The organism is Labrys sp. HAY1-8F (assembly GCF_056754975.1).
In genome coordinates, this window is record NZ_JBPGWZ010000002.1 from 126,612 (window position 1) to 149,833 (window position 23,222).

The following is a 23,222-nucleotide window of genomic DNA, read 5'->3' on the forward strand; positions in this document are numbered from 1 at the left end:
TTAGATGGTGTCGGTCATCTTGACCAGTTCACCTGCGGCACCAGCGGTAGCCGCATAGAACTTGGTCTCGATGCTGCCGGCGACGGTAGCACCCGCGGCGGCGAACGAGATCGTGCCGTCGGCGAGCTTGGCAAAGCCCTTCTGGCCGACAGTGACGGCGCCGGCCCCAGCATTGGTGACCCAGATGTCAACGCCGCTGAATACGTCGCCCACCGCGAAGCCGGCCGGAATGGTGTTGCCGAATTCCGTGAGGTACGTGGTGATGAGCGCCTGCTCGGTGCGAGCAACAACGCCTGTCGGCAGTCCGGTGCCGGTGTTCGACAGGATGCGCCCGGTAGCGTCGGCCCAGACGAAGAGACCGACGGTGACACCGCTGGGGCCGGCGACGAAGCCGCCTTCCACGGTGAGCGCCGAATGGCGCGGATTGACAGAGGCGAGCTGGCCAGCAACGGCAGGCGCCTGGGTCATATAGACCTGCTTCTGGAAAGACATCAGCGAGGATCCTTATTTCAGGCGGCCGGCGTTCGGGAAGCGCTTGGAGTAAGCGTCCTCGGCAGCGGCATCCATTGCGGGGAGGGAGGGAGCGCTGGTCTTCGGCACGGGGACGGCCTTGAGCAGCGGGCGAAGGGCGACGGCCGGCACACCGGCGATGTCGACCTTCATCGCCTTCAGGGCATGACGATAGACGTCCTCGGCGCTGTCGCAGGCCACGGCGATCTCGCCGACATAGGGACGAACCTCCTGCTCAGCGGTCCTGAGATCGCGAGCCTGTTGCCGGACGCGTTCGACGGCATCGGTGGTGGCGGAGCGGATTGCAGCGTCCATGGCGGACTTGCTGACCTTCTCCTCCTTGTCGTCGTCATCTTCGTCCTCGGCACCGTCGTCCTCGTCGCAGGCTTCCTTGTCCTTGGCGCCCTTGTCCTTGGCCGGTTTCTTGGCCTTGTCGTCGTCCTCCTCGGACTCGTCCTCGGCTTTGCCCTTCTTGTCCTTGTCCTCGTCGGGATCCTCATCCTCGCCGCGCGGATCCATGTCGTCCTGGGCGATGTCGAGAGGGATACCGATGTCGTCGAGCTGGGCGTCGGCGGCGAGCTTGCCGGCGGTGGCCTTCTTGACGCCCTCGATGATGGTGCCGCGCTTGTCGGCGAAGTTCTTCGACGTGAGGCCGGCGAGGATCGGCTTCAGATCGATCTTGGCATCCTGCGCCAGTTTCGGGCGCAGGTAGACCATGAGCGCGCTCTGGGCCACGGCCCCTTTGCGCGTCAGCACAGTAGCCTGAGGCATCTGTTTAGTTTCCTTGGGTTCAGGGGATGGTTCGAGTGCGCTGTCGTGCACGAGCACGTCCGGGCCAGCGCGACCCTGCTCAACGAGGGCGAGATGGTTGCCCCCGATGTCTCTCATCACGCCGTCAAAGGGTTCCCCCTCAGGCGTCGTTCCAGGCGTCATGTCCGGGCGATAGCGATAGCCGCACGACAACTCGCGCTGCTTCTTGGACTGCACCAGGTCGATCGCTTCGCCTTCCCAGATCGTCAGCGGAGCAGTCAGGTAAGGCGGATCGAAATTGACCGGCGAGCCGATGGAACCGACAGTGAGTTCCTTCGGGTGCTCATCGGCATTGACGGGCTTGTGCTGGATCAGGAGGGGCTTGCCCTCGAAGGTGCCGGCGGCGCGCGCCAATTCGTCGGGATGCCGATAGAGCCGATAGATCCGTTCCGGATCGAGGCCGAGGCGTTCGAAATCAGGGATCTCGCGTCCATAGTAGTGGTTCACCACGGCCTTGCTGATCGGCGTCCGCTCGACATGGAGGTGGCCGTCGGCATCGATCGAACGCACGGATGCGCGATCGAGCGCAATCTCGTCGCTCGATGAGGTCAGCATGTCATTTTCCGGGGGTACTGATGAGGTAGTTCGGTCGCTCTACGTCAATCAGGGCCAGAGCGATGAAGTTCTACGTGGGGCTGGATATTTCGATTGAAACGACAAGTGTCTGCGTAGTCGACGACGCCGGCAATTTTGTTCGGGAAGGGATCGTAGAGAGTTCTCCCAAGCCTATTGCGAAGTTCCTTGCCAAAGAAAAACGTCGATGCGCGGCAGTGGGACTGGAAGCGGGTCCAATTTCGCAATGGCTGTATCGCGAGCTGCGGCAGCGTAAGTTTCCAGTGACCTGCATTGAAACACGACACGCCCATTCAGTGCTCAAAGCCCGTCTCAATAAAACCGATCGCAATGATGCCCGCGGCATCGCTGAAATAATGCGCTTTGGGTTCTTTAAGGCAGTACATGTCAAATCGCTCGATCGTCAGGTAATCAAGTCGCTCTTGAACAACCGCCGGTTTCTCCAGCAAAAATTGATCGCAACTGAACAGTGCATTAGGGGAACACTTCACGCTTTTGGTGTCAAACTCGGCCACGTCACACGCAAAGGCTATCAGGAGCGCGTCCAAAAACTTCTCGTAAAACAACCAGCGCTGAGCGAGATCATCCAACCTCTGTTGCATGCCAGACAAACCCTGGAGGAGCAGTTCACGGCTCTGCATAAACAGGTGCTTGCCGCAGCCCATTCGGACGAGATTTGCCACCTTCTGATGACCGTGCCTGGGGTGGGACCGCTCGTGGCATTGGTTTACCGGTCGACGGTCGACGACCCCACGCGTTTCAAACGCTCACGATCAATGGGCGCGCATTTTGGGATGACACCGCGAACATACCAATCTGGAGGGGTCGATCGGCGGGGGAGAATTTCCCATTTCGGCGATACCTACTTGCGGCACATATTGAGAGCAGCTGCTACGATTCTCCTTCGACCAAATGCAAAGGCTTCTCCCCTGAAAGTCTGGGGGACGCGAGTTGCAGAGCGCCGCGGCGCGAAAATTGCCCGCACTGCCGTGTCCCGTCGTCTAGCCGTCATCCTTCATCGAATATGGCTTGATGGCACCCCCTATCGTTGGGAGGCGTAGTTTCGGAGGTCCCGCAAGGGACAAGGGAGTGGTGAGATCTGTGGCGGGGATGAAGTGCTTCGTGCAACTTCGTTAAAAAACAGCGATCCGCCACTCCCTTCACGAAAACCCTCTGATGACCGCCTTGCTCACGCACCGGCAATTGATCAACTCGCCGGGAATGATCTTCCTGCCAACCTCCGGATCGAACCATCCTTCTGCAATCGGGAACCTGGTCTTATCCCGACCGGCCTTCTGGTGGCTCTTCCGGGGATGCTTGCCGCCGCCGCTATGAACCCAGACCGCCTCGTCGAGCCCAAGCTCGAGCTGACGGGCCCGGGACAGCGCTGCGGTGGCCTTGTTGTTCTGATCCCGGGCGATGAAGGCCGCCCGACGTTTCGTGACGCCGAACCGGGCCTCCAGCTCCTTTGATAGCGTGGCGAGATCGCGCCCGGTCTGGACCGAGCGCATAACGGCGCCTTCGACCTGGCCGAGATACTGCTGGGGGATCGACCTGATCAGCGAGACATTCTGATTGACCGTTGCGTCCAGAACGTCCCGCATGGCCGGGGTCATCTTGAACTCAACCGAGATCCCGCCGTCCTTCAAGATCTTCTTCAGGGCGGCGCTCGATCGGTTCTGCACGGATTGGCCGAACCATTCAGCGAGCTTGGCAGAGGCCTCGTCGAAGCGTTTGAGCCAGCGCGACGCCATCTCTCGCATCGCGCGCCGCAGAGCAACGGCTGGTGTCTCGTCGGCGGCGATCCTGGGCTGGTTGGCCCGATAAGCCGACGAGAGCCAATACAAGACGCTGCGATGCATCTCGCCAATCAGGCGATTGAGCCGGCGCTGATACTCGGCCTCAATCCCCGCGTTTGGGTGAACCGGCCTCAGGACCTTTTCGGCGCGCTCCTGCGGCGTCCGGCGACGTCGATTGCTCTGAGGCAAGGTCGGTCTCCGAAGGTTTCAGGCCTGGTATGGGCGGCCCCGGGATGTCGTTGAAGGCGATGCGCTCGGCATCGTCCTCAAGAGCGGGGTCCGCCGCAGCGAGCATTTCGAGCAGGTTGATGGTGATCAAGCAGCCTTGGCCTTGTCGAACAGAGCGTCGAGATCTTTATCGCCGCTTCCGTCTTCTTCGCCAAGCCCTTCAATCGGGTGACCGCCCTTCGGCATCAAGCCGGATTCCTCTTCTTCCTCAAGGTTCGGCATGTCTTCGACGTCGATCGACGAATAATCCGACTGCGGATCCCGGGCAACGCGCTCGCGAACCTCTTGTGGTGACAACGCGCCGATGTCGACAAGCGTCTGATCGGTCTCAGCCTTCGTCTTCTCGACCTCGGCCTGGGCCTTCTCGTCGAGCGACCAAAGCGGCTCAAACTCGAAGTCGATCCCGTCGTCGGTCTCGCCCCAGATGTTGAGCATGATCATGCCCATGACGGCATGGAGGTTCTCGCGATAGAACTTCTCCTGGAACGAAAGAACCCAGTCGTAGAAGGCGCGCATGATCCCGTCGGAATCGGCGTTGAGGCCTGCCGGCTGGATGCCGAACAGCTTCACCACCGGGATATGGCTGACGGATGCCATATGCTCCTGAGCCTGGGCCTGGAGACCTTCGAGACCGCCGAGCGGGGCTGAGACGGCTTCGAACTCCTCCGCCGTCTTGTCGATCATGAGAAGGCTGCGATTGGAGCGGGTGTTGTTGAAGAGCTGAGCCCGCTTGATCATGTTGTCGGCCGCGCCGCCGCTCAACACCGCATCCATCTGTGTCTTCAGCACGAACTGTGTGAAGGAAGTGATGATGTCGTTGACGCCCTGGCGCGTTTTCAGCCAGTTCTCGACATAGGGATAGGCGAGCTGCGTCAGCGAGACGCCGCCGAAGCTGTACGCCGGTTTCAATAGATCAGAGACCTCCCGGCCGACGAAGGTGATCAGCCGACTCTTGTGGAGCGACTTGCCCATCACATTCCAGGACTGCGGGTCGTACCAGCCGTCCTCCAGCGGATCCGAGGCATTATAGCCCGTCGGATATACCCAAACCGGTTCGATGACCTTGAGGGCCTTGATCTTGCCTTTTACGATCTTCGCCTTGCTGGTGTCGTCCCAGCCGGTGCCGATCCCCTTCTGCTGCTCGTCCGGATTTGTGCCACTGCCGAGGTCGACATAGAGGTGGGCACGGCCGAAATAGCCGTCGTGCTCGGCAACCTTCTGGAACTTGGCCCGGACGTTGAGCCGCTTGAACTCCGCCTCGAGTTCGGCAATCCGCTCTGCCTTGTCGTCACCGTCCTTCGCGGTGAAACGGATCCAGCGCCTCGTCATTTCGGAGGCGATCGTTTCCGACATCATGCGATATTCGGGGCGCTGCGCCAGCTCGGCCAGGACCGGATAGCCCATGAAGGCTGAGCCCTGGTAGCCAGCGGCCGCAAAGACGCTCGATGCCCAGCCGGTGATCGCCAGCATGGCATTGTCCATGGCGATCTCAGTGCCGCCTTTGGGGGCTTTGCCGATCGGCGGATGGAGGGCGGCCTTGAATGGCTCGACCTTGGGCTCTGTGGCACGAGACACCGCTACCGCAGCTTCCGAGATCTTGAGTGGCTTAGTTGCGACCGGCGATAGGGATTCCGGCGCAGCCGGCCGAGCATCGGTGGCCTTTTTCTTGCGCCGAGACTTCGCCATTGTAACTTCCAGTTTCCACTAGGTGGGCATGGCGGTCTGCACCAATGCCTCGTCGCTGATATTCAGAATGCCGTGCGGCCTCGGTGCAAATGCCATGATGAAGGCGTCGGCCTTGTTGGGGGACGGTACTGAGCCACCTGGGCGGCTGGATTTCGCAAGGTCTTTCTTGCTTTCCACCTTCGACTTGCCGGCGTTGTCGTAGTCCTTGCGCGGCGTGCAAAGCTCGTCGATCAATCCGTCCAGATTGTCGCAATCGCTGTCGATCGAGATAATCTCGTCTTCCTCAAAGCTCTCGCCCTTCGTGATGGCATTGAAGGTGTTCCGGAACCGCTTGGCAACGCTCCACCACGCCTGGGCCTTTAGATTGGCGTAGAAATCCTTGTTGGTCGGCGATCGTGGATCCTTCGGGTCGATACGCCGGTCGGGCTGGATGACTGCATCGCCTGCATTAAATTTCTGGTAAGCGATGCTCTCTCCGTATTGTGCGTTGAGCGCCTGGAAGTGGGCGCCGGCGAAGGCACCTATCCCGATGCTGTCATAGTCGATCGATGCGCCTTCACGGCGGGCGAGGGCATGAACCCGGCCGGCCGACTTCAGTAGCTCATCTTCGGCAGCCTTCCACTCGTCGCATTCCTTGGCGACAAAGCCATGGGCAAGAACGGATGCACATTTGTCCTCGCCGGAATCGGCAACGTCGAACCCGATGCGTTTGGCCCCGGAGGACTTAATCCCGAGCTTCTTGTCGGCATCGATCGCCGCCATAACCCAGGATCGCTTGATGATAGCGGCGTCGTCATCCTGGATCGGCTCGCCCAGATAGATGTGCCGATATTCCTCGTCGTCCTCGTCCTTTTTGGCCGCAATGACCTTGAGGATCGTTTCAGAGAGGAAAGGGTTTTCGTCGTAGTTGATCTTTCGCTTAATCGTGTTCGGCGGGGTGCGGGTTATGAAGCGCTTATATACAAAGTCCGAGATCGATCGTGGGTTGAAGATGATCCAGAACTGCGAGCCCTCGCCGCGAAGGGTTGGCTCCAGAATCCGCCACTGTTCTTCCGTGAGGTTGTGCGCCTCTTCGACCCAGCAGATATCGATGCTTTCAAGAGACTTGATCTCGTCGATATGGCGCCAGAGGCCATAGAACATGAATTCCGAGCCGGTCTTTTTGTGCCGGATAGAATTCTCGGTAATCACGAACTGCCCCATGAGGCCAAATCGCGCGATCTGGATCTTCAGGAGCGTATAGACCGACTCCGCGATCTTGTTCTGGAATTGACGGGCGCAAAGGACACGTATCCGACATTGAGTTGCGAGGTAGACCGCAAACCCAGCTGCATCCCAGGATTTTGAGCTGGATCGGCCGCCGTAGAGAACGCGGTTACGCGCTGGTGTTAGCCAAAACTCACGTAGAGCCGGGTTCAGCGTTGGGCGCTGACGTTGCTGCAAGCTGGCCATAGAAGTCTGCAAGAGTGATAACCTCTATCGCGCCACCGTCCTTCCCGGTGTGTTGAATCGCCGCCAGCTTCGGATGCAGATACGGGGCTAGCTTCTCAGCCGCTTCCAGCGTGGCCTTATGCTTCGCCATCAGGGCTTCCTCGTCCGGCTGCTTCTGGCTGCTCTCGGCTTTCCAGCGCCGGTAGCTGTGGTTCATCAGCTCGGTCATCACCTCGAGCGGCGACAGACCACGGGCGAGGGCCTTTTTCTTCTCTGCCTCGGTGAAGGTGTTCCGGCGCCCTTTCGGCCGGCCGGCGCCAGGTTGACGACCTCCGCCCTTGTTTTTCTTCGGCGCTTCGTCGGTCATGGATTCACTCGGGTTTGTCGGGCGCGCTGGCCTTCTCGGTGATCAGCCGCCAGTGCTCGATGCTGATGCGCTTGGGCTCGGGGCAAAACAGCTCGGTCACCGCCGGCGCAAGGAGGTTGGCGAGAGCGGGATCCGCGATTTCCTCTTTTATCAGCCAGTTCGCGACGACCTGACGCTTTTCCTGCTCGGTCGGCATGGCCATCTCCAAAAAGAAGCCCCGCGCGGCTGACCCGGCGGGGCGATAATGTGATAGGAAGTCGTGATTAACTAAGGCGGTTGAGATGAGCACTCTGCTGCGAGCTTTGAAGACTACCGGGACCGCTGCCTTGTGGGTCGGAATCCTGGTGTTCTTGGTTTGGAGGGCCCCGTCTTACGAACATCCCTTCGCGTTTTTCGGATCAATGGTGTTGACCGTAATCGCGGTGGATATGGCCTTTAACTTCGTCACTGTCGTTTGTTCCGGCCTCGCTCGATATTTAACGCCCCATCAAGCAGGCTAGACCGCGCGCTACCTACCCCGGTTCGCCCGCGCCTTTGGTGGTTTGCCGCCGAAGAGCCCAGGTCGGCCCCTTGCTCCCACGCCCTGGCGCGGACATACGGACCAAAGCCTCGTCCGTCTGCCTGCTTGAAACGAAAACCCGCCGCGACAAAGCCGGGCAGGCTCAAAAAATTCGTACTGAGTGCGAATTAAGCGCTTGATCTAGCGTACTGAGTGCGCTAAAAAGAATTCACCGGCGGGGCACTAGCCGCCGGCAACCCGAAAGGAGGTGAGACGTTTGAAGCTGAGACTTCGGTATGTGAAATTTGAAATCAGAGTGTGGATTGCCCGCCTCATCCTGATCTTCAAGTAACTCACCGGGGGTCGGGCGAAAGCCCGGCTCCCACCGAAGGCAAGGTTTCACGTCTCACCTCACTTTCAGCGAGGATATTACCATGGACCCGGAACAGTTCAAGGCTTGGCGAAGGCACATGGGCTTCAGCCAGATCGAAGCGGCCCGGGCGCTCGGGATCTCGAAGGGCTCTGTCGAACTCTATGAGGCCGGCAAGCGCCGCGATGATGGGCGTCCCGTCGAGATCCCAAAGACCGTGGCGCTTGCCTGTGCAGCAATAGCGCTCGGCATCACCGAGTATGTCGGACCGTCGATGTGATCGCCTGCCGTAATAAAGGCTGTCGCTGAAAGCCTCTCGGCTCTCTGGGAGCCTTGCGGCTCAGGGGAGTGCGTTAACCGCAACTCGTGCGACAGTGACGATTTGATGCCCGTATTCGCGGCGATTGTCACCACCCCAAAAACGAGCTGGAAGCAGTGTATCAACTCCCCATGGGAGGGTGATATTGCGGGGAAATCTCCTTCATCTAGTTTTGCTTTGTTCCTACTTGTTCTGGCTCTGAGGCGCTATGGCACAACCCGACTGGTATCCCGATTGGCTCCATGAAGCGGTTCATGAACTTCAAGCCAAGAATGACCGCCTGGAAGCCGAGTTCGACATCGGACATTGGGAGCGCTGGTTTTACGACCTTGAGCAAGGAACCATCGTCTTTTCTCAGGGGGACGAGCCAAAGATCATCGCGCAGATCCAGGTTATTGGCTCCACGAGCAACAGAGCGAAGAACTGGCTGTGGTCATGGGGCAATAGCAGCATCCCTGAGGCGATGACCGCGGATGCACGACAGGCTCAAGCCTTTGGCGAAGAGCATGGGATCGAGGATCTGACCCATAGCAACGTCAACGATGACGACTTCGGTGCGTTGGGCTGGGAGCTCACTGCTGTGGCGGCTCGGCTCGCCGACGCCCAAGGCGCATATCGTCCGTCTGACGAAAAGGGAGCCATTTACCTGCTCTACAAGGACATACGCTGGGTAGATGGTCCCAAGCAGAGCGGAGGGTAATCCGAGGCGTGGGGCACAGCGAGTGTTCCGCTGATCATGCAGGCGCACTACAGGCCGAGGAAGACGGGGCGGCCGAAGAAGGAGGCGTTGACCTGAATGCCGTCCGGCTATTCGATTGGATCGAACCATTGCGAGGGGTCGTTCAGGCGACGCTGTTCCTCGATTTGTTCTGGAGAGAAAACGCGCCTCGCAATGAAGACTCCAGCGATGTCTGCATGTGGGAAACGGTTCGATAAGATTGAATGCATCGCGCGATAGTGTACGCCCGCTGTTAGGACATCGTCGATAATCAGTATGCTCGTCGGAGGTGGCTCAGCGTAATGTTCATCAATTCGATAGATGGCGCAGAGTTGATCAATAGTTTTCCGTTGCCCCTCTCCGGATTCATGAGAGGCTACGTGAGATTGAGTGTTAATAACGAACTCTCTTATGTCTAGATTAGGCGCCGGGCTTATTTTTTGACATATCTTGAGGATGCGGTCGTCGTAGTCTGGGTCGCCAGCTGCCTTAGAGCATGGAACTGGAACCAGCGTCCATTTTCTCACCTCGTCCAGAACAAAGGCATCGCGTAGATATGTCGCACACTTCTCGATTGCTCGGGCTTTGTAATGATAGCCGGCCTGTGCAGATTTGCTTGGCTTTTTCTTTAAGTTCGCAATGAGTTGATTGGCATCGCTATAGTCGTACCGCTTGCCAGAAGTGCGTTCGAACAAAAATACGCACTGGTCCGTAGAGCGAAGGTGGAAATGGTCGCTCCTATTCGAGTCATCAATCTCTCGAAAGCGATATTCAGGCAAGTGCACTCCAGATATCGCCAAAGTCGCGCACTCTAATTGCCCCCTTCTTTTCAAAGCGTGCCGGCCAAGTGAGGTCGGTTCTTTGGAAACAAGAGTCCAGAATGAAGAGCTTTCGTCCCTGATGAAGCGCTGCTCGGGCTTGGGTGAGCGTGCCCGAGGTATCGCTAGCTTCCACGATGACTGTGGCTTCGGTGAGAGCGCTCATCGTGGCGTTACGCTCAGGAAAGAAGAACCTATTTATAGACGGCGGCTGCTGGCTGTAACGGAGGACTGGCACTTGCGAAATGAGGAGGTAATCGCGGGCTATTTGCCGTTGCAGCTCCGCATTCTCGCGAGGGTAAAATTGCCCCAACGGCGTGCCGATGACTGCAATAGTCCGGCCTTTTTCTTCAATGGCGACAGTATGAGCGCACGCATCGATACCGGCCGCGAGACCAGACGCAATGGTGAAGTCTCGCTTAACGAACTCTCTGACAAGCTTTGTCGTCCGGGAAAGACCCTCGTGGGTGGCTTTTCTGCTGCCGACGATTGCTACACTGCGAGTTTCGGTTAGCTCCCATGCACCTTGGTAATACAAGAGCTCGACGGGATGAGCTGCGTCTCGGAGCCTTTGGGGGTAGTCACCGGCATGGTGAATACGGACACCAAACTGATGCACGCCGGCGGCCTTTAGCCGCTTCATGACCTCCGAAGCGCAGTCTTCAGCCTGCTGTCGCCCCACGAAGTCGGAGGGTAAAGCTGTTGGGTCAGTCTCGAATCGATCTGCAATCGTCTTGAATGAAGCCTTGGGATCCAACCACATGGCTTCATATGCGCCCATCTCGCGACGCGGAGAAATCGACGAGAAAGCCGATTTAAATCCTTCAGCCGCCACTACCAGGTTCACCGAATCCATCCAATCATCAGCTAAATACCTGGGGATTGTGTCGGAAAAATTCCAACTAGCAATGCCATTATGCTCACCCACGTTCACTGACGCTCACCAACTGTTGAAACCTTGCGCTATCAGGTGCCGAGTTTCTCCGCAATCACCCTCGCGCCCGCAAACCGCCACCGATCCAGGCTCGTCCGGCTGATCACCTTGTCGAGCGAGCACTCCGCCGGCTTCACGATCACGACGGCGTGCACCAGGCCCTTCTTCGCCAGCTCGCGCTCGAGGCGGATGACCGCGTTCGCTCGGATGCGCTCGACACGTTCGCCGTCGGCCGCTGCGAGCTTCATGTTCGCCCAGGCTGCAACCTCACCGGCGGTCTGTTGGCGCTCGACGCCACGCCGCTGATTGATCTCGCGCTCGACGACACGGGCGATCTCAGCGGCTTCCTTCGCACGCCCCTGCAACACCCCATCAATGGAGCGCCCCCAGGCCTTGCACATCGCCCAGAGATTGAGCGCGTCGGCCGCCAGGGGTTCGTCGGCGAGGAACTGCGCCGGCCAGGCCAGCACCTCTTCCATGCGGCTGATCTGGGCCTTCGTGAGGGCGCGCTGGAATTCGCGGCCGTCGGAGCGGAAGGAATATTCCTCGCCCATTTCCCGCACTATCGCCGGCCACCCTCTGCCGGGCTGCTTCGGACCGACGGCGCCGGGGATTCGGCGCAGTGTCTCGAAGGCGTCGACCATGCAGGTCATCACGGCTTTTGGCTTCCACGCCGGGGCAGGGGAAGCGAGGTCGATATCGAGCGGGGCGTAGTCTTCGGCGAGGCGCATCAGGGCTGAGAATCCATGCTAGATGTGGAGGAGGAGGCCGCCATGCCGGACGACCACTGTGACGTGATGAAATCGATGATCGAGGCCAACGCCGCCGCGATCGAGCTGATGGTGTTGTGCCTGGAGCGGAACGACTTGCTGGGGCGCGGGCAGTATCCAGACGCGTTGCGTGACCACATGGAGCTCAACGTCGATACCTGTCGCCGATGGCCCTGGCTTTACTGGCGGACATCAGGGAGAGTTTGCTGCATTGAGACTTCGCCATGAGCGCGAGAGGACCGTTCGGGGTCATCGGCGTCGCATCATGGCTTCTTCGGGCGTGGGGCCGTCGCTGGCGAGGGTGTCGAGGAGCGTGAAATCCTCCGCTATGGATGCATCGATCGAGACATGCTTGAACCAGTCGGATTGCCCCCACGTTGCCGTTAGAGCCGCCTTCACCAGGGCATTGATTTTCCGCGGGTCGGCTTTCTGGTCGATAACCAGCAGGGCAACGGTGCCGATCACATCGTCGCGGATATGCGCCGGCAGGCCCTTCGGCATGGCCGCCATGATGGTGGTGAGCAGATCCTTGCCGTGCTTTTCTCGGTTCGGACTTTTTTGCAGATCGTAACGAATTTTGTCTTTCCGTTGAATTTCTATGCGGTGCTCTTGTTCGTATTTCTTCTTTTTTTCTAAGATTAATTCTCGATTTGCGTGATGATACGCCCTCCATTTGACGAGTAGTTCATCAATATTTTCTTTCATCCATTTGGCTTTGTTATATAATAATATTTCTCGATTAATTTTGTAGTAATTACGAAAATATGCGGAAATTTTATCCTGGTTTTTCAGTCGATATTCGGAAATTTTATCTTTATTTTTCGATCGCCATTGCGCTCTTGATTGCTTAATCTTTTCGGGATTAGCTTCTCGATAGCGCTTGTTGCACTCTTTCTTCCTAATGCGGCGCATCTCTTTCTTTTCGTCGACTGACGGAAGAATTGATTTTCTATCGTCAATCATGGGGAGCACTCGCGCCGTTTGACCATTCGTCGAGGCGGAAGTCGAGATCAATCTCGATTTCCTGCCCGTTCGAAAGCACGATGACGAGATACGGTTGCCAGGGGTCAGCGCACGCCAACACGGCGCAAACATGTCGCTCCAAACCCTCACGAAGAGATATCCAAGGCGTTTCTCGACGGGGCATTCTGATCCTCTTTTGACGTGAATCTGACTTTGGGAGAGGTACGGGGGTCTGGACTTTGAGTCTCAGCGGACCCTCGGGGAGTTTGATCGCAGCGGCCATAGATATCAGCCCTGCCTCTCGTACCCGCGGGTCGGCAGCGCAGCCTTACCAAGCAACTTTTTCGCGGGCATGACATTTGAGTCTAGCGGGCAAGAAGACGGCGTGACGACAGCTGTTCGTTTTGGGGACCATCACACCACCCCCTTCCGATACGCCCGCACCGGCATCGCATCACGCCCAAGCGTCCGCTTCGCCACCATCGCATCCTCACACACGGCCTTGAGCACCCTGGCGACATAGGCGCTCACACTGACCCCTGCGGCATCGGCCTGCTGCCTGAGCGCCGATTTCAGCCGGAACGGCACATGCGTGCTGACCAGGCCGGTGCCACCCTGACGCCCGAGCGGTATTCCGGCTCCTCTGGCGATGCGGCTGACACGCTGGGCAGAGATCCCCAAACGTCGCCCGATTTCCCTGAGAGTCTGGCCCTCGGCGGCCAGGTGAGCGATCAAAACGCGCCGATCACGTGGCGACAGATCGCTTGGAGTTTTTTTATCAAGCGTTTGCTTTGAAATTTCATTCGGCTTGGCGGTGGTCATCGTGGCACCTCAGAACGGGATGAGATCGCGGTTGATCGTGGTGAATTCGACTGGATCTCGGACCTTGGCGAAGGCGAGGGCGGCGAGGACGAAGAAGCTCTGTCCACGGTTCATCTCAGCCAGGCGCTTGGCCTCTGCTGCCGCCAACTCGTAGCTCGTGTGGCGATGCTGCGGGTTGTGGCCGTTGGGGTTCCAGACGAGGTAAAATTCATCGGCATCGGCGGTCATGCTGCTTCTCCACTGCGAGCTCGGCGTTGACGTTCCGCGCTGACTTCGGCGCGGGCTCTTTCGAGGATTTCGGGAGTGATCTTGGTTCCGGGCGCACCTGGCGGCGGCGAGTTGAACGGCCAGTCGTCGCCGCGCTCGATGTACTGTCGGGCTTGCTGGACGAGGTGGCGTTCGGTCAGTTCCGGCTTCGGCTGCTCGGCAGGCGGTGCGACCGCCCTGGGTGGCTCAGCGGCGCCGTCGGTGATGATCTTGGCGTAGTAGGTCCAGGTCTTGCCCTTGCGGCCCCCGGCCTTCGCGGAGCGCAGCGCCGGCAGGACGTGGCGATCCAGAGACCATCCGGCTTCGATCAGGTCGGCTATGGGCCCGATGACCAGCAATCCAGGGGAGGGATCGTTTTCAATCCCAGCTGCTTCCCGGCACTTGATTTCAAGATCTTCAAGCAGCGCAGCTTGCGACGCGCGGCCAACAGGCTGCTGCTGAGCAGAACTATCTTTCTTATCTGGTTGTGGTTGTGGTTGTGAGTTCCCGCGCGCCGCCCCCGCGTATGCTTGAGCATTGCTCCCGATTTCAGGAAGCATTGCTTGAGCCGGGCTTGAAGCATTGCTTAAGCCGCGCTTTCCGTTTGCTTGCGCATTGGTTAAGCTCAGCTTCGCCTGCCCGCCCTTCCTTCCGGCCTCGGCGCGGCGCTCGTATTTGGCATGAGCCTCGGCAAGTTCGGCGTCGATCCGCTTATGGGTCCAGCCATCCTGGAATAGCTCGGCGATCGTTTCGCTGATCTCTGCCCATTCCTTCGCAGTCATTCTGGCGATGCGGGCCAGCTTCACCGGCTCGGCCGGAAGGCTGCCGTTCTGCCAGTAATGCATGATCAAGAGCATGTAGGCGCCGTGCTCGATCGTGCTGAGATGCATGGTGTCGGCCAGATAGTCGGCGACGTAGAGCGGCATCCAGGGACGGCTCATACTCAGTACCTCGTCTTGTCCTCGACCGAATTCAACGAGACGTCGCACCAGAAATGGCGGGTCCCGGTCGGGCCGAGGCGGTTCTTGTCGATGATGAGTTCGAAGTCGTTCTTGATGCGGAGCATCTCGTCGAGCGCGTCCGGATCGTCGGCTTTGTATTTGGCCGTCTTCTCCAGGTAGTAGGCCGGCCGGTAGAGCAGCCCGACGCTGTCGGCGTGCTCCTCGATGTTCCCGGATTGGCGGAGGTCAGCCATTGTCGGCCGCTTGTCCTCGCGCCCTTCGACGCCGCGGTTGAGCTGGGCCAGCATCACTATGGCGACGCCAAGTTCCTTGGAGAGGTTCTTGCCGGCGAGTGCGAGCTCGCCTTGCTCGATTGTGGCGTTGCCCTTGTAGCGATCGGCGACCTTGAGAAGGCCGAGATAATCGATGAAGACGACGCGGAGCTCCTTGCCCTGTTTCGCGAGCCGTTCCTTCTGGATCCGGGCCCGGGCCGCGATCTGAGCCATGGAGAGGCCACCGGTGCAATCGAAGCGGAGCGGCCATTCCTGCATGCGCAGCGCGGCCTCCGAGACGCGTTCGTGGTTATAATCGTCGACCTGTCCAGTGAGGATGTCGCGATAGGTCAGCGGGCTCGAGGATCGGGCCAGCTCAGCAGCAATGACGCGGGCCGCGGTCTCCTCGTCGTCGATCTCTAAGCTAAAGAACATGACGCCGTGACCGGCGCGCGCGATGCGTCGCGCTTGCGCGAGGGCCAGAACGGTCTTGCCTTGCCCGGGGCGGCCGGCCTGGACATAGAGGCGGCCAGCGCGGAACCCGCCGCCGATCGCCTTGTCGTATTCGGCGAGCCCGGTACTGACGACGGACTCGGATTTTCCGGCCCTGATCTCGGTAATGCGCTGGGCGACCTTCTGGGCGGCCTCGCCGACGGTAGAGGATTTATCCTCGCTCTCCTGGGAATCCTCGCGAAGCTTGTCGAGCCGCTTCCAGGCCTCGTCCAGGGCCTCGCCAGTTGTCTTGGCGTTGTCGGGCGCAGCGCGGAGATCTTCGCCGACAGCGGCGATCTGGCGGGCGACGTAGGCTTCGCGGATCAAGCGGCCATAATCGCGCGCGCCGATTACTGTTGTGGCCTCAGCGGCGAGACGGATCAGATATTGCTGGATATGGACGCCAGGCGCGATCTCGACATCCGGTAGCGACTTGCGAAGAGTGAGCGCGTCGACCTTGATCCCGTCGCGGATCTGCCGGCCGATGAGGTCGAAGATCGTGCGATGCAGGGGCTCATAGAAGTCGTCGGGTTTAACGACGTCGGCAACTGCGCCATAGGCCTCGTTGTTCAGCATAATCGCGCCGAGCATTGCCTGTTCGGCTTCGATTGAGGCGATCGGGCGGGGTGAGAGTGGGGCCATTGCGTTCATGCCGCACCCCGCTTCCTGGCAACGATGATTGCCCGATGGGCGTGCTCGTCGAGCTGGATCTCTCTCAGCGTTTCCAGGGCCTGACGAGCGCCAGACATGATCTGGTCGGCCTCGCTCTTGCGGCTGCTCCGTCGCAGACCTTCGGGCGACGCGCTGAGGGCGATCGAGAGATATGCGATCTGCTGATGCAGCGGGATCCGATCGGTCATGCCGCGACCCCATCGAATTTGCCCAGTTCGTCGCCCATGCCGTCCCAGCCGGGCCGCGTGACCCTCGAGAAGACATCGGCGCGCGGCCCCTGGAGCCGACGCTCGACCTCGTGCATGAAATCGTCCGGTTTCCGACTATGCTCGCGACGTTCGCTGATCAGGACGCCAGGGAAGGGGTTGCCCTTGATCGATTGCGGCCGGCCCTTCTTGAAGATCAGGACATACTCGGCGTTACCCTGGACCTCGTAGCCGGTGCCGCGGGCGACGCTGTTCTTGTAGACGAACATGCCGGTCTCGGATGGCCAGAGCTTGACCCAAGGCAGCATTGAGCAATAGCGCAGCCCCCACGCCTTCTGGAGCTCGGCGGCTAGGTTCATCAAAGGGGCGGTAATCCAGACAAAGGCCCTGGCGCCTTCGGGATGGAGAAGGTCTGGTACCGGTAGCGCGCGGATCTCAGCAAAGGTCATTCGGCGATAGTGCTGCGGCCGGCTCTTCGTCCCGGCGGAAAAACGCCATGGAAAATCGAAGACCGCCACACGGTAGTGATGGGGGATCAGGTCGCCGAAGGGCCACGGTGCTGTCACGCGCCGCCTCCATCCAAAGGAGCGAGGCATCCTTCCGGTGTGCGTTGCTGCAGCCGGTTGACCAAAATCAGCGCTTCACGCGAGATCATCCCGGACGCGGCGACTCGCTTGAGCTCGTAGATCAGAGCGCCAGCGAGGCGCTGATAATCGAAACAAGATCGAACGAAGCCAATCTCCGCCGGGTATGGAGAATCCGGATCGACGAGGACAACCTTTCCCGCTGTCTCCATTTCGGCGAGGACTTGAGCCGGCTCTTTCATTCCGCCGCCTCCAGATGGGCAAGGCGCTCAGCAGGCATGCCAATCCCTGCGCACAGGGGGGCGTGATGCATGCAATAAGAGCCGTCGAACTTCGGCTGGCCGCAGTAGAATTTCTGGTCGATCGGTTCCTGGCCACTGAACAGCGGATACCGGCAATGCCTGCGTCCAAGATCCAGGATTGTGCGAGGACCGAACGCCGAGGCCTCTGGGGTAGTCGCCGGGGCGCCGAACCAGATAGCGATTTTGTCAATCGGGGCCCTGTCGAGCTTCAGGGAGCCAGTGATACCTGACGCCAGGGTGATCACCGGCTTCCGGCTCAATGCAGAAGCGGCCACTGCGGCAGCACGGGCGGCCTGAGGAGTGCCGCCTTTGCTCCCTGGCATCTTGCTTCTGATACCTGGATGACTGCGGCCTGGTGCTCGTATCGGCAAATCAAGGCGGCGCACCTTGGACAACACCGCGTTGCGGGAGATGCCAAGGGCCGTACCGATCTTTTCACCGGAGGCGCTCTCCGCCCACATCCGCTTCAGAACGGCGATTTTTTCTTCAGTCCATGCGACGGCCATCAGGCTGCCCTCGCAGCGATCAGGTGGGCTTCGGCCTTGATCCGCTTGATGTGCCGCTCGACGTCGCTTTCGAAGACAAAGAGGGCGACGGCTATCTCGGCGGTGTTCTTGCCTGTCAGCCACAGCATGGCGGCCTCGCTGATTTGTTCGATGTTCATGCGACGAGCTTCCATTGCAGCTTGGCGATCTGGGCCAAGGCGTCGGTGTCGTTGAATTTTGCGAGGTGCAGTACGCTGTAGAGCCAGATGCAGTAGGCATCGGCCTCGTTGTCGTCCTTGGGCTCCAGGCCCATGCCGCGTGCCAACTGCAGGGACTTCGCCTTGGCCTGCTTCGACGGCAGGTTGCCGGAACCGAGGATCGCCGACTTCCATGTGCCGCCATGGATCTCGTAGCAGCGGATCGCCCTGAGCTTGGCAGCCCCCTTGATCACGAAGTCGGCGCCCAGAGCGAGGCGCGCTGACGTCTGATCCCGGCTCGCGATCGGGGGCAGGGCTGCCTCAAGGGCAATCAGATCGGGTTTATAGACGGACAGGACTTCCGGCAGCCACTGGATGACAGCTGCCGCAGCTTCATCGAGAGTGGCGCCCTCCCATTTCGCGAAGGACTTCGAAGACAACGTCGGGCGCTCGCCGGGCCTGCCGAAGCAGATCCCAGTTCGCGATTTGCTGAAATCGATCGAAAGAATGGAGGGCGCCGCCATGTCTGACCTCAATGCGCCGTGGCGGGTTCTTCGCCGGCGAGGGCGGAGAGAGCATCAGCCGGCTTGGGCTTCGCGGCAGCCTTGGCTGCAACGGCCTTTTTGGCTTCGGAGACCTCATGCGCGGCGTCGAATTTCTCCTTCGCCTCCTCTAGCGGCATCGCGTTCTGCATGAAGGACGGACGGAGATCGGCATCATCTTCTTCGCTGTCGCCTTCCTCCTTCTCGACATCATTTTCGAGCTTGGCGGTCACGCGATCGAAGAGGGTGCCCTGGTCGTTCCAGCCCATGAGGTCAAAGCCCATGATGATCTCGTCCATCAGGGATTGGCGCTTCAGGTCGTCGCCGAGTTTTTCCATCTTCGAGATGACGGCGAAGGCGTGGCGGCTGAAGCCGGTACGCTCGACGAACGTCTTGACGTGGCGGCCGTGGAAACCGCTATAGCTCGCGGATTGCTCCTTCAGCCGAGAGGCCTCATTGATCGCTGCACGGAACTCCGACGGCTTGATCTTGATGACGCGTTCGACTTTCTCTTTCTTCTTCCTGCCGCGGGCCATGGGGCTCTCCTATCGGTTTGCGGTTGGGGATTTGGACTTGGCGATCAGGGCTTCGGCGACGCTTCGCCAGTGCAGGGCGTCATCGGTGTAGTGACCGGACAGCCGAACGGCGCGCCGATAGCGGCGCAGCGCGAAGGCAATTCCAACCCGGAAGTAGACGGCGCGGACCAGGTTCAACGCAGCGCCTCCCGGCGTTTCAGGAGGGCCTCGAGGTCGGCGTCAATTGCGGCCTTCTCTTCAGCCTGGGCGGCGCGATCGAGCCAGCGCGGCGGCTCGTCCATAATCGAGCAGAGGAAGTCGATGCCGTAGACGAAAACGAGACGGACGATCGCGGGACCGTTCGGCGTGTTCTGGCGAGCGAACCACTTGCGGACGGTGTCGACGGGAAGGTCGGTGGCCGCAGCGACGTGCTCGGAAGGCTTGTTCGGATAGATCTTCCGCAAATGCGCGGTGACCCTGTCCCTGAGCTCGGGACCAGAACAAATGCCAAACAAGGAATTGATATTGCCGTGAGAGGAATTTTGGAGGTGGGACATTCCAGGCCTATCCAACGATGCTGATTGCATCGGGGAACGGCCATCAGGGAGAACAGTGACACCTTGCATGGTCAGAACTCACGGCAGGAAAGGTGCTCAAGCGACATCTTGGCGGAGGACGCGAGAGCGAAAGGAAAAGGCCGGGCTCCAATGGAGACCCGGCTTAAGCCGTCGCAGAGGGGAGAATTTGCGACAGGAGAAATCATGAAAACCACCAGGTGGCGAAGCCGATGAGGCCGGCGATTGCGGCGCCGGATAGAGCGCAGAGAACGAAGACGACCACGCGCGCCTGATCTGGCGTCATGTCGTCGAGTTCGAAGTCGAAGCGGTCAAAGCCGGGATCATCGGGCTGTCGCATCAGGCCCGCTCCTTCAACGAGCGGCCAATGGCGATTGCCATCAGGAGGGCAACTGGGAAGTAGAGAATGAAGGCCGCGGCGATCTTGGCGATGATCATGCTGCTGGCCTTTCCTGGCTCGCCGGCGCGATCTGCGGAACGGCCGGGGAAACGTCGAAGAAATCTGACGCGGTCAGGGACAGCCCGTGTGCCTTGGCATGATCGAGAAGCTTCAGCGCCTCTTCATGAGGGATGAAGCCACCAGTACCCCCATGGCTCTTAGGGTAAGTCCATCGATAGACGCGCGCTGAGCTGCGGCCGGTGATGGTGCTGACCATCTCAACGCCACCGATTTTCTTGATGACCGCGAAGGCGGGATTGAGCTGATGTTTCTTCATGCCGCCAATATTTGCGACAATCGCAAGATTACGTCAAGCCCATGATTGCGATAATCGCAATAGATATTGTTGCCATATTTGCGAAAATGGCGACATGAATGCATTGAAGCAGGATCAGCTCCGGGCGTGGCTCGCGAGCATGCTAGGGAAAGCCGGGCACGGCGCCAAAACGAAGTTGGCCCATCACCTTGGCTTGAACCAGGCGCAAATCACCAGGATGTCCCGAACGGATCCCGGCAAGGAGACACGCGACATCAACGTGAATGAATTACCGGCAATCGTCGCTTTTTTTGGCGAGGCGCCTCCGGGCTATGAAATGCCGGTCCCGACGGATCATGTCGCTCCAAGCGCTCGAGGTTATACCTTGGGTCTGGTTGCTGGGCGCGTCGAGGCGGGAAGTTTTAGGCTCGTCGAGGATTACGATCAGAGCGAGACCGAGCGGGTGATGGTCCCGGAAGACGTCGAGTTCCCCAATGCACGGGTGCTGATATTCGAGGTGGCGGGCGATTCAATGAACGCGCTGGCGCCGCTACCTATCTTGCCTGGTGCGCAGGTGGTTGGCCTGGCCTACGAAGACATTGCGCACCGGTACCCGATCAGAGACGGCATGGTGGTCGTCGTGGAGAGGGTCAGAGATGGCGGCCATTTGCGCGAGTGGTCGATCAAACAAGTCGAATTCCATGATGACCGGATCGAATTCAGCCCTCGTTCTAATAACAAAACACATAAGCCGATTGTGGTGGAGCGCGATGCCTTCGCCGACGGCGGGACAGAGGTAGAGATTATCGCCTTGGTGCGCCGCGTGATCAACGACATCATTATCCGGTAGTTGTGTGCTTCAGAAGCGGGTCCCCGAAGATCGGCGGCCGTATCCACAGAACGCGCTCGATCCATGCCAGCTCTGCGTTTTCGATAATGGGGCCTGTTACCGATCGCAGATTGTACCGATCATCAGTTGACCCGGCATCGAGGAAGCGCACTAGGCGCCGTCCGTCCGAGGTCATAGCAATTACGAGCTCGCCCAACAGATCCAAGGAAGGCAAGCTCCTGTTGTCATTGTAGAAAATAACAGAATTGTGCGTCAGGGCGCCCATCGTATGGCCCTTGACGACGGTGCCGACGCCATTCTCCGCCATACCAGGCGGGCGACTGATCGTGCCAACGAGCCTGTCAGGGGGCACCGTCATCAAGCGGACTCCAAGTCGATCTGCTTGATTGCGATGACTTCGCCGATAACGCTTTCGCAGCCGTGGCAAGCAAACCGCATCTGGGCGAGCGTCTGGCTTTCGACAAGCTCATCGACGCAGGTCGGGGCGTCATCAGCAACAGGCACATCGAGCGTCTGAATCTTCCGACGCAGGCAATTGGTGCACATCAGGTGGATTGCAAATCTGGCTCCGCCGTCACGCATGCTGGGCTCCTTTGTTCTCTAATTGTTCACATTGATTCCTGAAAATTATTGCCGAGTCCAGCGGTGTGTGATTCGGCGGACAGAAATTTATTGGCGCAAGAAACTTGCGATTGTCGCAAATTTAGCAGTTGACGAAAGATTGCGATTATCGCAATTATCTCTCCATACCCGGTCGCTACCGGATGGAGAGCCCAGATGGCACCCGCCAATTTCATCATCACCGAAGACCGATTTGGCGGAGGCCCGGCAGCCTTCTTCGCCTGGACGCCCGAAATCTGGTGCGCGGTGTCTAACCTTCAGAGCGTCGTCGTTCGGCGCATTCTGCAAGATCGTCTCGACAATACCGACGGCCTGCTGGTTCGCTACATGGCTGACAAGCTTCTCGGCCTCCATCAGCGGCTGGAACTCTGGGCCGACTTCGTAAAGGCAGGCCCAGTCCAGACCAGCTTTGGCGCGATCAGCAGCGCCGACCTGCCTTCAATTCTCTCCGCAATCGCAATCATCGATCCGATCGTCGCCGCCATTCGTGGCGAGCGCGATCAAGCAAGGAGTGCTGCCTGATGCGCCACATCTTGAGCAAGGTTGAAACCGTCGACGAACTGCAGGTCATCGCTAAAGCGGCGAGGGACCTCGAAAAGATGCTCGACAAGCTGTTCGATCGCTCCGCCGGCGAAATGCTTGTCCGCCTTGAGGACGGCAATCACTTCGACCTCGACCTGTCCAACGCGAGCAAGGCCGCGAAGAAGCTGGCCGAGCAGCTCGCCGACGAGATCGAAATCGAGGCCGCTCACAAGATCGCGGCGGAGTGACGGGGATGTCGATCCAAGAAATCACCGACACCAGCATGCTGCCCAATAATCTCGATGAGCACGGCGAGCCGAACCAGCCGCGCGAAGCCATGACGGCCACGGTAGAGCCGGACCCTAAAGCCAAGATTGAGTTCCATGTCCAGATGAGGAGCTGGACGCAGAGCGACATTGAAGACCTGATCGTCGAGGCGGCTGCCCGTCAGATCATTGGACGAGTTGCGGATAGCAAGCTCGCGAAGATGATCGAAGAGCGTTGCATGGCTCTGGTGACACAGAAAATCGATGCGCATCTCGCCAAGGTGACAGACGCCATCATTGACCAACCGATAACGCCCGCCTTCGGCGACAAGAAGCCGGTCACGATGCGCGAGTTCATCGGCCTCTATCCTCGCGAATATCTCGACCAACATGTCGATAACGCCGGCAAGCCGACGCAGCCGAGTGGCTGGAACAATACGCGGAGCCGGGCCCAGGTCTTCGTGGAGAAGTTCATGGACGCCAAGTTCTCGAAGGACATCGAGAAGGCAACCAACTCGGCCATCGCTGAAGTCCGCCTAGCGGTCGAAGCTCGGCACAAGGCTGTCCTTGCAGCCGAAAAGCAGCGTCTCGCCCATGCGCTCGCCAAAGTGGCGGAGTGACG

At 59.4% G+C, this 23,222-nt stretch carries 36 protein-coding genes; 8 read left to right on the plus strand and 28 right to left on the minus strand.

The window, feature by feature from the left end; all coding sequences use genetic code 11:
- On the minus strand, window positions 1-492 hold the full coding sequence (locus ACR9ZN_RS09445; protein ID WP_454813776.1) for a structural cement protein Gp24: 492 nt from the start codon (window positions 490-492) through the stop codon (window positions 1-3).
- Between the two features lie 12 nt (window positions 493-504).
- A complete protein-coding gene (locus ACR9ZN_RS09450; protein ID WP_481272059.1) occupies window positions 505-1,875 on the minus strand; it encodes a DUF2213 domain-containing protein in 1,371 nt (456 codons plus the stop codon).
- Between the two features lie 62 nt (window positions 1,876-1,937).
- On the opposite strand from ACR9ZN_RS09450, the gene ACR9ZN_RS09455 reads away from it, so the two are divergent.
- Window positions 1,938-2,954: an IS110 family RNA-guided transposase gene (locus tag ACR9ZN_RS09455; protein ID WP_481272060.1), complete on the plus strand. Its 1,017-nt coding sequence runs from the start codon at window positions 1,938-1,940 to the stop codon at window positions 2,952-2,954.
- 99 nt (window positions 2,955-3,053) lie between these two features.
- On the opposite strand, the gene ACR9ZN_RS09460 is transcribed toward ACR9ZN_RS09455, so the two are convergent.
- From ACR9ZN_RS09460 to ACR9ZN_RS09480, 5 genes are all read right to left on the minus strand, one after another.
- Window positions 3,054-3,881, minus strand: coding sequence for a phage head morphogenesis protein (locus ACR9ZN_RS09460; RefSeq protein WP_481272061.1), 828 nt, complete (start codon window positions 3,879-3,881; stop codon window positions 3,054-3,056).
- A 126-nt stretch (window positions 3,882-4,007) separates the two neighbouring features.
- Complete coding sequence (locus ACR9ZN_RS09465; protein WP_481272062.1) at window positions 4,008-5,495, minus strand: DUF1073 domain-containing protein; 1,488 nt, start codon at window positions 5,493-5,495, stop codon at window positions 4,008-4,010.
- A gap of 129 nt (window positions 5,496-5,624) precedes the next feature.
- Window positions 5,625-7,058, minus strand: coding sequence for a PBSX family phage terminase large subunit (locus ACR9ZN_RS09470; RefSeq protein ID WP_481272063.1), 1,434 nt, complete (start codon window positions 7,056-7,058; stop codon window positions 5,625-5,627).
- Entirely contained in the window at window positions 7,006-7,404 is a 399-nt protein-coding gene (locus tag ACR9ZN_RS09475) for a hypothetical protein (protein WP_481272064.1), read from the minus strand. The genes ACR9ZN_RS09470 and ACR9ZN_RS09475 overlap by 53 nt, the downstream gene beginning before the upstream one ends.
- A 4-nt stretch (window positions 7,405-7,408) precedes the next feature.
- Entirely contained in the window at window positions 7,409-7,600 is a 192-nt protein-coding gene (locus tag ACR9ZN_RS09480) for a hypothetical protein (RefSeq protein WP_481272065.1), read from the minus strand.
- Window positions 7,601-8,337: 737 nt separating this feature from the next.
- Here ACR9ZN_RS09480 and ACR9ZN_RS09485 point away from each other — a divergent pair.
- Complete coding sequence (locus tag ACR9ZN_RS09485) at window positions 8,338-8,553, plus strand: helix-turn-helix domain-containing protein (protein WP_481272066.1); 216 nt, start codon at window positions 8,338-8,340, stop codon at window positions 8,551-8,553.
- 247 nt (window positions 8,554-8,800) lie between these two features.
- Window positions 8,801-9,292 carry a DUF6882 domain-containing protein gene (locus tag ACR9ZN_RS09490; RefSeq protein ID WP_481272067.1) on the plus strand — a complete coding sequence of 164 codons (492 nt, stop codon included), beginning with the start codon at window positions 8,801-8,803 and terminating at the stop codon, window positions 9,290-9,292.
- Window positions 9,293-9,399: 107 nt separating this feature from the next.
- Here ACR9ZN_RS09490 and ACR9ZN_RS09495 read toward each other — a convergent pair whose 3' ends face one another.
- The 3 genes from ACR9ZN_RS09495 to ACR9ZN_RS09505 all read right to left on the minus strand — a co-directional run bounded on the left by ACR9ZN_RS09495 (window position 9,400) and on the right by ACR9ZN_RS09505 (window position 11,793).
- Window positions 9,400-10,089: a hypothetical protein gene (locus tag ACR9ZN_RS09495; protein WP_481272068.1), complete on the minus strand. Its 690-nt coding sequence runs from the start codon at window positions 10,087-10,089 to the stop codon at window positions 9,400-9,402.
- Window positions 10,082-10,891, minus strand: coding sequence for a DNA-processing protein DprA (locus ACR9ZN_RS09500; protein ID WP_481274339.1), 810 nt, complete (start codon window positions 10,889-10,891; stop codon window positions 10,082-10,084). The genes ACR9ZN_RS09495 and ACR9ZN_RS09500 overlap by 8 nt, the downstream gene beginning before the upstream one ends.
- Before the next feature lie 203 nt (window positions 10,892-11,094).
- Window positions 11,095-11,793: a hypothetical protein gene (locus tag ACR9ZN_RS09505; protein WP_481272069.1), complete on the minus strand. Its 699-nt coding sequence runs from the start codon at window positions 11,791-11,793 to the stop codon at window positions 11,095-11,097.
- Window positions 11,794-11,835: 42 nt separating this feature from the next.
- Between ACR9ZN_RS09505 and ACR9ZN_RS09510 the strand changes: the two genes are divergently transcribed.
- A complete protein-coding gene (locus tag ACR9ZN_RS09510; protein ID WP_481272070.1) occupies window positions 11,836-12,060 on the plus strand; it encodes a hypothetical protein in 225 nt (74 codons plus the stop codon).
- Between the two features lie 21 nt (window positions 12,061-12,081).
- On the opposite strand, the gene ACR9ZN_RS09515 is transcribed toward ACR9ZN_RS09510, so the two are convergent.
- From ACR9ZN_RS09515 to ACR9ZN_RS09590, 16 genes are all read right to left on the minus strand, one after another.
- Window positions 12,082-12,846 (minus strand): hypothetical protein, encoded by a 765-nt coding sequence (locus ACR9ZN_RS09515; protein WP_481272071.1) that lies wholly within the window; start codon window positions 12,844-12,846, stop codon window positions 12,082-12,084.
- 363 nt (window positions 12,847-13,209) lie between these two features.
- Complete coding sequence (locus tag ACR9ZN_RS09520) at window positions 13,210-13,617, minus strand: sigma factor-like helix-turn-helix DNA-binding protein (RefSeq protein WP_481272072.1); 408 nt, start codon at window positions 13,615-13,617, stop codon at window positions 13,210-13,212.
- Between the two features lie 9 nt (window positions 13,618-13,626).
- Window positions 13,627-13,845 carry a hypothetical protein gene (locus ACR9ZN_RS09525; RefSeq protein ID WP_481272073.1) on the minus strand — a complete coding sequence of 73 codons (219 nt, stop codon included), beginning with the start codon at window positions 13,843-13,845 and terminating at the stop codon, window positions 13,627-13,629.
- The gene (locus tag ACR9ZN_RS09530; RefSeq protein WP_481272074.1) at window positions 13,842-14,804 is read right to left on the minus strand and encodes a YdaU family protein; all 963 of its coding nucleotides are present in this window, start codon (window positions 14,802-14,804) and stop codon (window positions 13,842-13,844) included. Before ACR9ZN_RS09530 ends, ACR9ZN_RS09525 begins: the two co-directional genes overlap by 4 nt.
- A gap of 2 nt (window positions 14,805-14,806) precedes the next feature.
- Window positions 14,807-16,219 (minus strand): replicative DNA helicase, encoded by a 1,413-nt coding sequence (locus tag ACR9ZN_RS09535; protein ID WP_481272075.1) that lies wholly within the window; start codon window positions 16,217-16,219, stop codon window positions 14,807-14,809.
- Window positions 16,216-16,428 carry a hypothetical protein gene (locus ACR9ZN_RS09540; RefSeq protein WP_481272076.1) on the minus strand — a complete coding sequence of 71 codons (213 nt, stop codon included), beginning with the start codon at window positions 16,426-16,428 and terminating at the stop codon, window positions 16,216-16,218. Before ACR9ZN_RS09540 ends, ACR9ZN_RS09535 begins: the two co-directional genes overlap by 4 nt.
- Window positions 16,425-17,012 (minus strand): MT-A70 family methyltransferase, encoded by a 588-nt coding sequence (locus ACR9ZN_RS09545; RefSeq protein ID WP_481272077.1) that lies wholly within the window; start codon window positions 17,010-17,012, stop codon window positions 16,425-16,427. The genes ACR9ZN_RS09540 and ACR9ZN_RS09545 overlap by 4 nt, the downstream gene beginning before the upstream one ends.
- Complete coding sequence (locus ACR9ZN_RS09550) at window positions 17,009-17,272, minus strand: hypothetical protein (RefSeq protein WP_481272078.1); 264 nt, start codon at window positions 17,270-17,272, stop codon at window positions 17,009-17,011. The genes ACR9ZN_RS09545 and ACR9ZN_RS09550 overlap by 4 nt, the downstream gene beginning before the upstream one ends.
- On the minus strand, window positions 17,269-17,838 hold the full coding sequence (locus tag ACR9ZN_RS09555; RefSeq protein ID WP_481272079.1) for a GcrA family cell cycle regulator: 570 nt from the start codon (window positions 17,836-17,838) through the stop codon (window positions 17,269-17,271). Before ACR9ZN_RS09555 ends, ACR9ZN_RS09550 begins: the two co-directional genes overlap by 4 nt.
- Window positions 17,838-17,996 carry a hypothetical protein gene (locus ACR9ZN_RS09560; RefSeq protein WP_481272080.1) on the minus strand — a complete coding sequence of 53 codons (159 nt, stop codon included), beginning with the start codon at window positions 17,994-17,996 and terminating at the stop codon, window positions 17,838-17,840. Before ACR9ZN_RS09560 ends, ACR9ZN_RS09555 begins: the two co-directional genes overlap by 1 nt.
- Entirely contained in the window at window positions 17,993-18,538 is a 546-nt protein-coding gene (locus tag ACR9ZN_RS09565; protein ID WP_481272081.1) for a hypothetical protein, read from the minus strand. The genes ACR9ZN_RS09560 and ACR9ZN_RS09565 overlap by 4 nt, the downstream gene beginning before the upstream one ends.
- Before the next feature lie 8 nt (window positions 18,539-18,546).
- The gene (locus ACR9ZN_RS09570) at window positions 18,547-19,092 is read right to left on the minus strand and encodes a hypothetical protein (protein WP_481272082.1); all 546 of its coding nucleotides are present in this window, start codon (window positions 19,090-19,092) and stop codon (window positions 18,547-18,549) included.
- Window positions 19,093-19,101: 9 nt separating this feature from the next.
- A complete protein-coding gene (locus tag ACR9ZN_RS09575) occupies window positions 19,102-19,269 on the minus strand; it encodes a hypothetical protein (RefSeq protein WP_434956239.1) in 168 nt (55 codons plus the stop codon).
- Window positions 19,266-19,535 carry a hypothetical protein gene (locus ACR9ZN_RS09580; RefSeq protein ID WP_481272083.1) on the minus strand — a complete coding sequence of 90 codons (270 nt, stop codon included), beginning with the start codon at window positions 19,533-19,535 and terminating at the stop codon, window positions 19,266-19,268. The genes ACR9ZN_RS09575 and ACR9ZN_RS09580 overlap by 4 nt, the downstream gene beginning before the upstream one ends.
- Before the next feature lie 295 nt (window positions 19,536-19,830).
- Complete coding sequence (locus ACR9ZN_RS09585; protein ID WP_481272084.1) at window positions 19,831-19,986, minus strand: hypothetical protein; 156 nt, start codon at window positions 19,984-19,986, stop codon at window positions 19,831-19,833.
- 94 nt (window positions 19,987-20,080) lie between these two features.
- Complete coding sequence (locus tag ACR9ZN_RS09590) at window positions 20,081-20,362, minus strand: hypothetical protein (RefSeq protein ID WP_481272085.1); 282 nt, start codon at window positions 20,360-20,362, stop codon at window positions 20,081-20,083.
- Window positions 20,363-20,456: 94 nt separating this feature from the next.
- Between ACR9ZN_RS09590 and ACR9ZN_RS09595 the strand changes: the two genes are divergently transcribed.
- Complete coding sequence (locus ACR9ZN_RS09595) at window positions 20,457-21,191, plus strand: S24 family peptidase (protein ID WP_481272086.1); 735 nt, start codon at window positions 20,457-20,459, stop codon at window positions 21,189-21,191.
- On the opposite strand, the gene ACR9ZN_RS09600 is transcribed toward ACR9ZN_RS09595, so the two are convergent.
- Together ACR9ZN_RS09600 and ACR9ZN_RS09605 are read right to left on the minus strand one after the other, a co-directional pair.
- Window positions 21,181-21,549: a hypothetical protein gene (locus ACR9ZN_RS09600; RefSeq protein ID WP_481272087.1), complete on the minus strand. Its 369-nt coding sequence runs from the start codon at window positions 21,547-21,549 to the stop codon at window positions 21,181-21,183. The genes ACR9ZN_RS09595 and ACR9ZN_RS09600 overlap by 11 nt on opposite strands.
- Window positions 21,549-21,773, minus strand: coding sequence for a hypothetical protein (locus ACR9ZN_RS09605; RefSeq protein ID WP_481272088.1), 225 nt, complete (start codon window positions 21,771-21,773; stop codon window positions 21,549-21,551). Before ACR9ZN_RS09605 ends, ACR9ZN_RS09600 begins: the two co-directional genes overlap by 1 nt.
- Window positions 21,774-21,968: 195 nt before the next feature.
- Here ACR9ZN_RS09605 and ACR9ZN_RS09610 point away from each other — a divergent pair, with 195 nt between their 5' ends.
- From ACR9ZN_RS09610 to ACR9ZN_RS09620, 3 genes are read left to right on the plus strand one after another with little or no spacing between them, the layout of a single operon-like run.
- On the plus strand, window positions 21,969-22,334 hold the full coding sequence (locus tag ACR9ZN_RS09610) for a hypothetical protein (RefSeq protein WP_481272089.1): 366 nt from the start codon (window positions 21,969-21,971) through the stop codon (window positions 22,332-22,334).
- Window positions 22,334-22,582, plus strand: a complete 249-nt coding sequence (locus ACR9ZN_RS09615; protein ID WP_481272090.1) for a hypothetical protein — start codon at window positions 22,334-22,336, stop codon at window positions 22,580-22,582. The genes ACR9ZN_RS09610 and ACR9ZN_RS09615 overlap by 1 nt, the downstream gene beginning before the upstream one ends.
- A complete protein-coding gene (locus ACR9ZN_RS09620) occupies window positions 22,579-23,220 on the plus strand; it encodes a hypothetical protein (protein WP_481272091.1) in 642 nt (213 codons plus the stop codon). The genes ACR9ZN_RS09615 and ACR9ZN_RS09620 overlap by 4 nt, the downstream gene beginning before the upstream one ends.
- Window positions 23,221-23,222 lie beyond the last annotated feature (2 nt).

What these genes read in the sequence shown, in the direction of transcription:
- ACR9ZN_RS09445 (WP_454813776.1), bottom strand. Translation starts at nt 492, where the DNA reads ATGTCTTTCCAGAAGCAGGTCTATATGACCCAGGCGCCTGCCGTTGCT.
- ACR9ZN_RS09450 (WP_481272059.1), bottom strand. Translation starts at nt 1,875, where the DNA reads ATGCTGACCTCATCGAGCGACGAGATTGCGCTCGATCGCGCATCCGTG.
- ACR9ZN_RS09455 (WP_481272060.1), top strand. Translation starts at nt 1,938, where the DNA reads ATGAAGTTCTACGTGGGGCTGGATATTTCGATTGAAACGACAAGTGTC.
- ACR9ZN_RS09470 (WP_481272063.1), bottom strand. Translation starts at nt 7,058, where the DNA reads ATGGCCAGCTTGCAGCAACGTCAGCGCCCAACGCTGAACCCGGCTCTA.
- ACR9ZN_RS09475 (WP_481272064.1), bottom strand. Translation starts at nt 7,404, where the DNA reads ATGACCGACGAAGCGCCGAAGAAAAACAAGGGCGGAGGTCGTCAACCT.
- ACR9ZN_RS09480 (WP_481272065.1), bottom strand. Translation starts at nt 7,600, where the DNA reads ATGCCGACCGAGCAGGAAAAGCGTCAGGTCGTCGCGAACTGGCTGATA.
- ACR9ZN_RS09485 (WP_481272066.1), top strand. Translation starts at nt 8,338, where the DNA reads ATGGACCCGGAACAGTTCAAGGCTTGGCGAAGGCACATGGGCTTCAGC.
- ACR9ZN_RS09490 (WP_481272067.1), top strand. Translation starts at nt 8,801, where the DNA reads ATGGCACAACCCGACTGGTATCCCGATTGGCTCCATGAAGCGGTTCAT.
- ACR9ZN_RS09500 (WP_481274339.1), bottom strand. Translation starts at nt 10,891, where the DNA reads ATGTGGTTGGATCCCAAGGCTTCATTCAAGACGATTGCAGATCGATTC.
- ACR9ZN_RS09505 (WP_481272069.1), bottom strand. Translation starts at nt 11,793, where the DNA reads ATGCGCCTCGCCGAAGACTACGCCCCGCTCGATATCGACCTCGCTTCC.
- ACR9ZN_RS09510 (WP_481272070.1), top strand. Translation starts at nt 11,836, where the DNA reads ATGCCGGACGACCACTGTGACGTGATGAAATCGATGATCGAGGCCAAC.
- ACR9ZN_RS09520 (WP_481272072.1), bottom strand. Translation starts at nt 13,617, where the DNA reads ATGACCACCGCCAAGCCGAATGAAATTTCAAAGCAAACGCTTGATAAA.
- ACR9ZN_RS09525 (WP_481272073.1), bottom strand. Translation starts at nt 13,845, where the DNA reads ATGACCGCCGATGCCGATGAATTTTACCTCGTCTGGAACCCCAACGGC.
- ACR9ZN_RS09530 (WP_481272074.1), bottom strand. Translation starts at nt 14,804, where the DNA reads ATGAGCCGTCCCTGGATGCCGCTCTACGTCGCCGACTATCTGGCCGAC.
- ACR9ZN_RS09535 (WP_481272075.1), bottom strand. Translation starts at nt 16,219, where the DNA reads ATGAACGCAATGGCCCCACTCTCACCCCGCCCGATCGCCTCAATCGAA.
- ACR9ZN_RS09540 (WP_481272076.1), bottom strand. Translation starts at nt 16,428, where the DNA reads ATGACCGATCGGATCCCGCTGCATCAGCAGATCGCATATCTCTCGATC.
- ACR9ZN_RS09550 (WP_481272078.1), bottom strand. Translation starts at nt 17,272, where the DNA reads ATGAAAGAGCCGGCTCAAGTCCTCGCCGAAATGGAGACAGCGGGAAAG.
- ACR9ZN_RS09555 (WP_481272079.1), bottom strand. Translation starts at nt 17,838, where the DNA reads ATGGCCGTCGCATGGACTGAAGAAAAAATCGCCGTTCTGAAGCGGATG.
- ACR9ZN_RS09560 (WP_481272080.1), bottom strand. Translation starts at nt 17,996, where the DNA reads ATGAACATCGAACAAATCAGCGAGGCCGCCATGCTGTGGCTGACAGGC.
- ACR9ZN_RS09565 (WP_481272081.1), bottom strand. Translation starts at nt 18,538, where the DNA reads ATGGCGGCGCCCTCCATTCTTTCGATCGATTTCAGCAAATCGCGAACT.
- ACR9ZN_RS09570 (WP_481272082.1), bottom strand. Translation starts at nt 19,092, where the DNA reads ATGGCCCGCGGCAGGAAGAAGAAAGAGAAAGTCGAACGCGTCATCAAG.
- ACR9ZN_RS09585 (WP_481272084.1), bottom strand. Translation starts at nt 19,986, where the DNA reads ATGCGACAGCCCGATGATCCCGGCTTTGACCGCTTCGACTTCGAACTC.
- ACR9ZN_RS09590 (WP_481272085.1), bottom strand. Translation starts at nt 20,362, where the DNA reads ATGAAGAAACATCAGCTCAATCCCGCCTTCGCGGTCATCAAGAAAATC.
- ACR9ZN_RS09595 (WP_481272086.1), top strand. Translation starts at nt 20,457, where the DNA reads ATGAATGCATTGAAGCAGGATCAGCTCCGGGCGTGGCTCGCGAGCATG.
- ACR9ZN_RS09600 (WP_481272087.1), bottom strand. Translation starts at nt 21,549, where the DNA reads ATGACGGTGCCCCCTGACAGGCTCGTTGGCACGATCAGTCGCCCGCCT.
- ACR9ZN_RS09605 (WP_481272088.1), bottom strand. Translation starts at nt 21,773, where the DNA reads ATGCGTGACGGCGGAGCCAGATTTGCAATCCACCTGATGTGCACCAAT.
- ACR9ZN_RS09610 (WP_481272089.1), top strand. Translation starts at nt 21,969, where the DNA reads ATGGCACCCGCCAATTTCATCATCACCGAAGACCGATTTGGCGGAGGC.
- ACR9ZN_RS09615 (WP_481272090.1), top strand. Translation starts at nt 22,334, where the DNA reads ATGCGCCACATCTTGAGCAAGGTTGAAACCGTCGACGAACTGCAGGTC.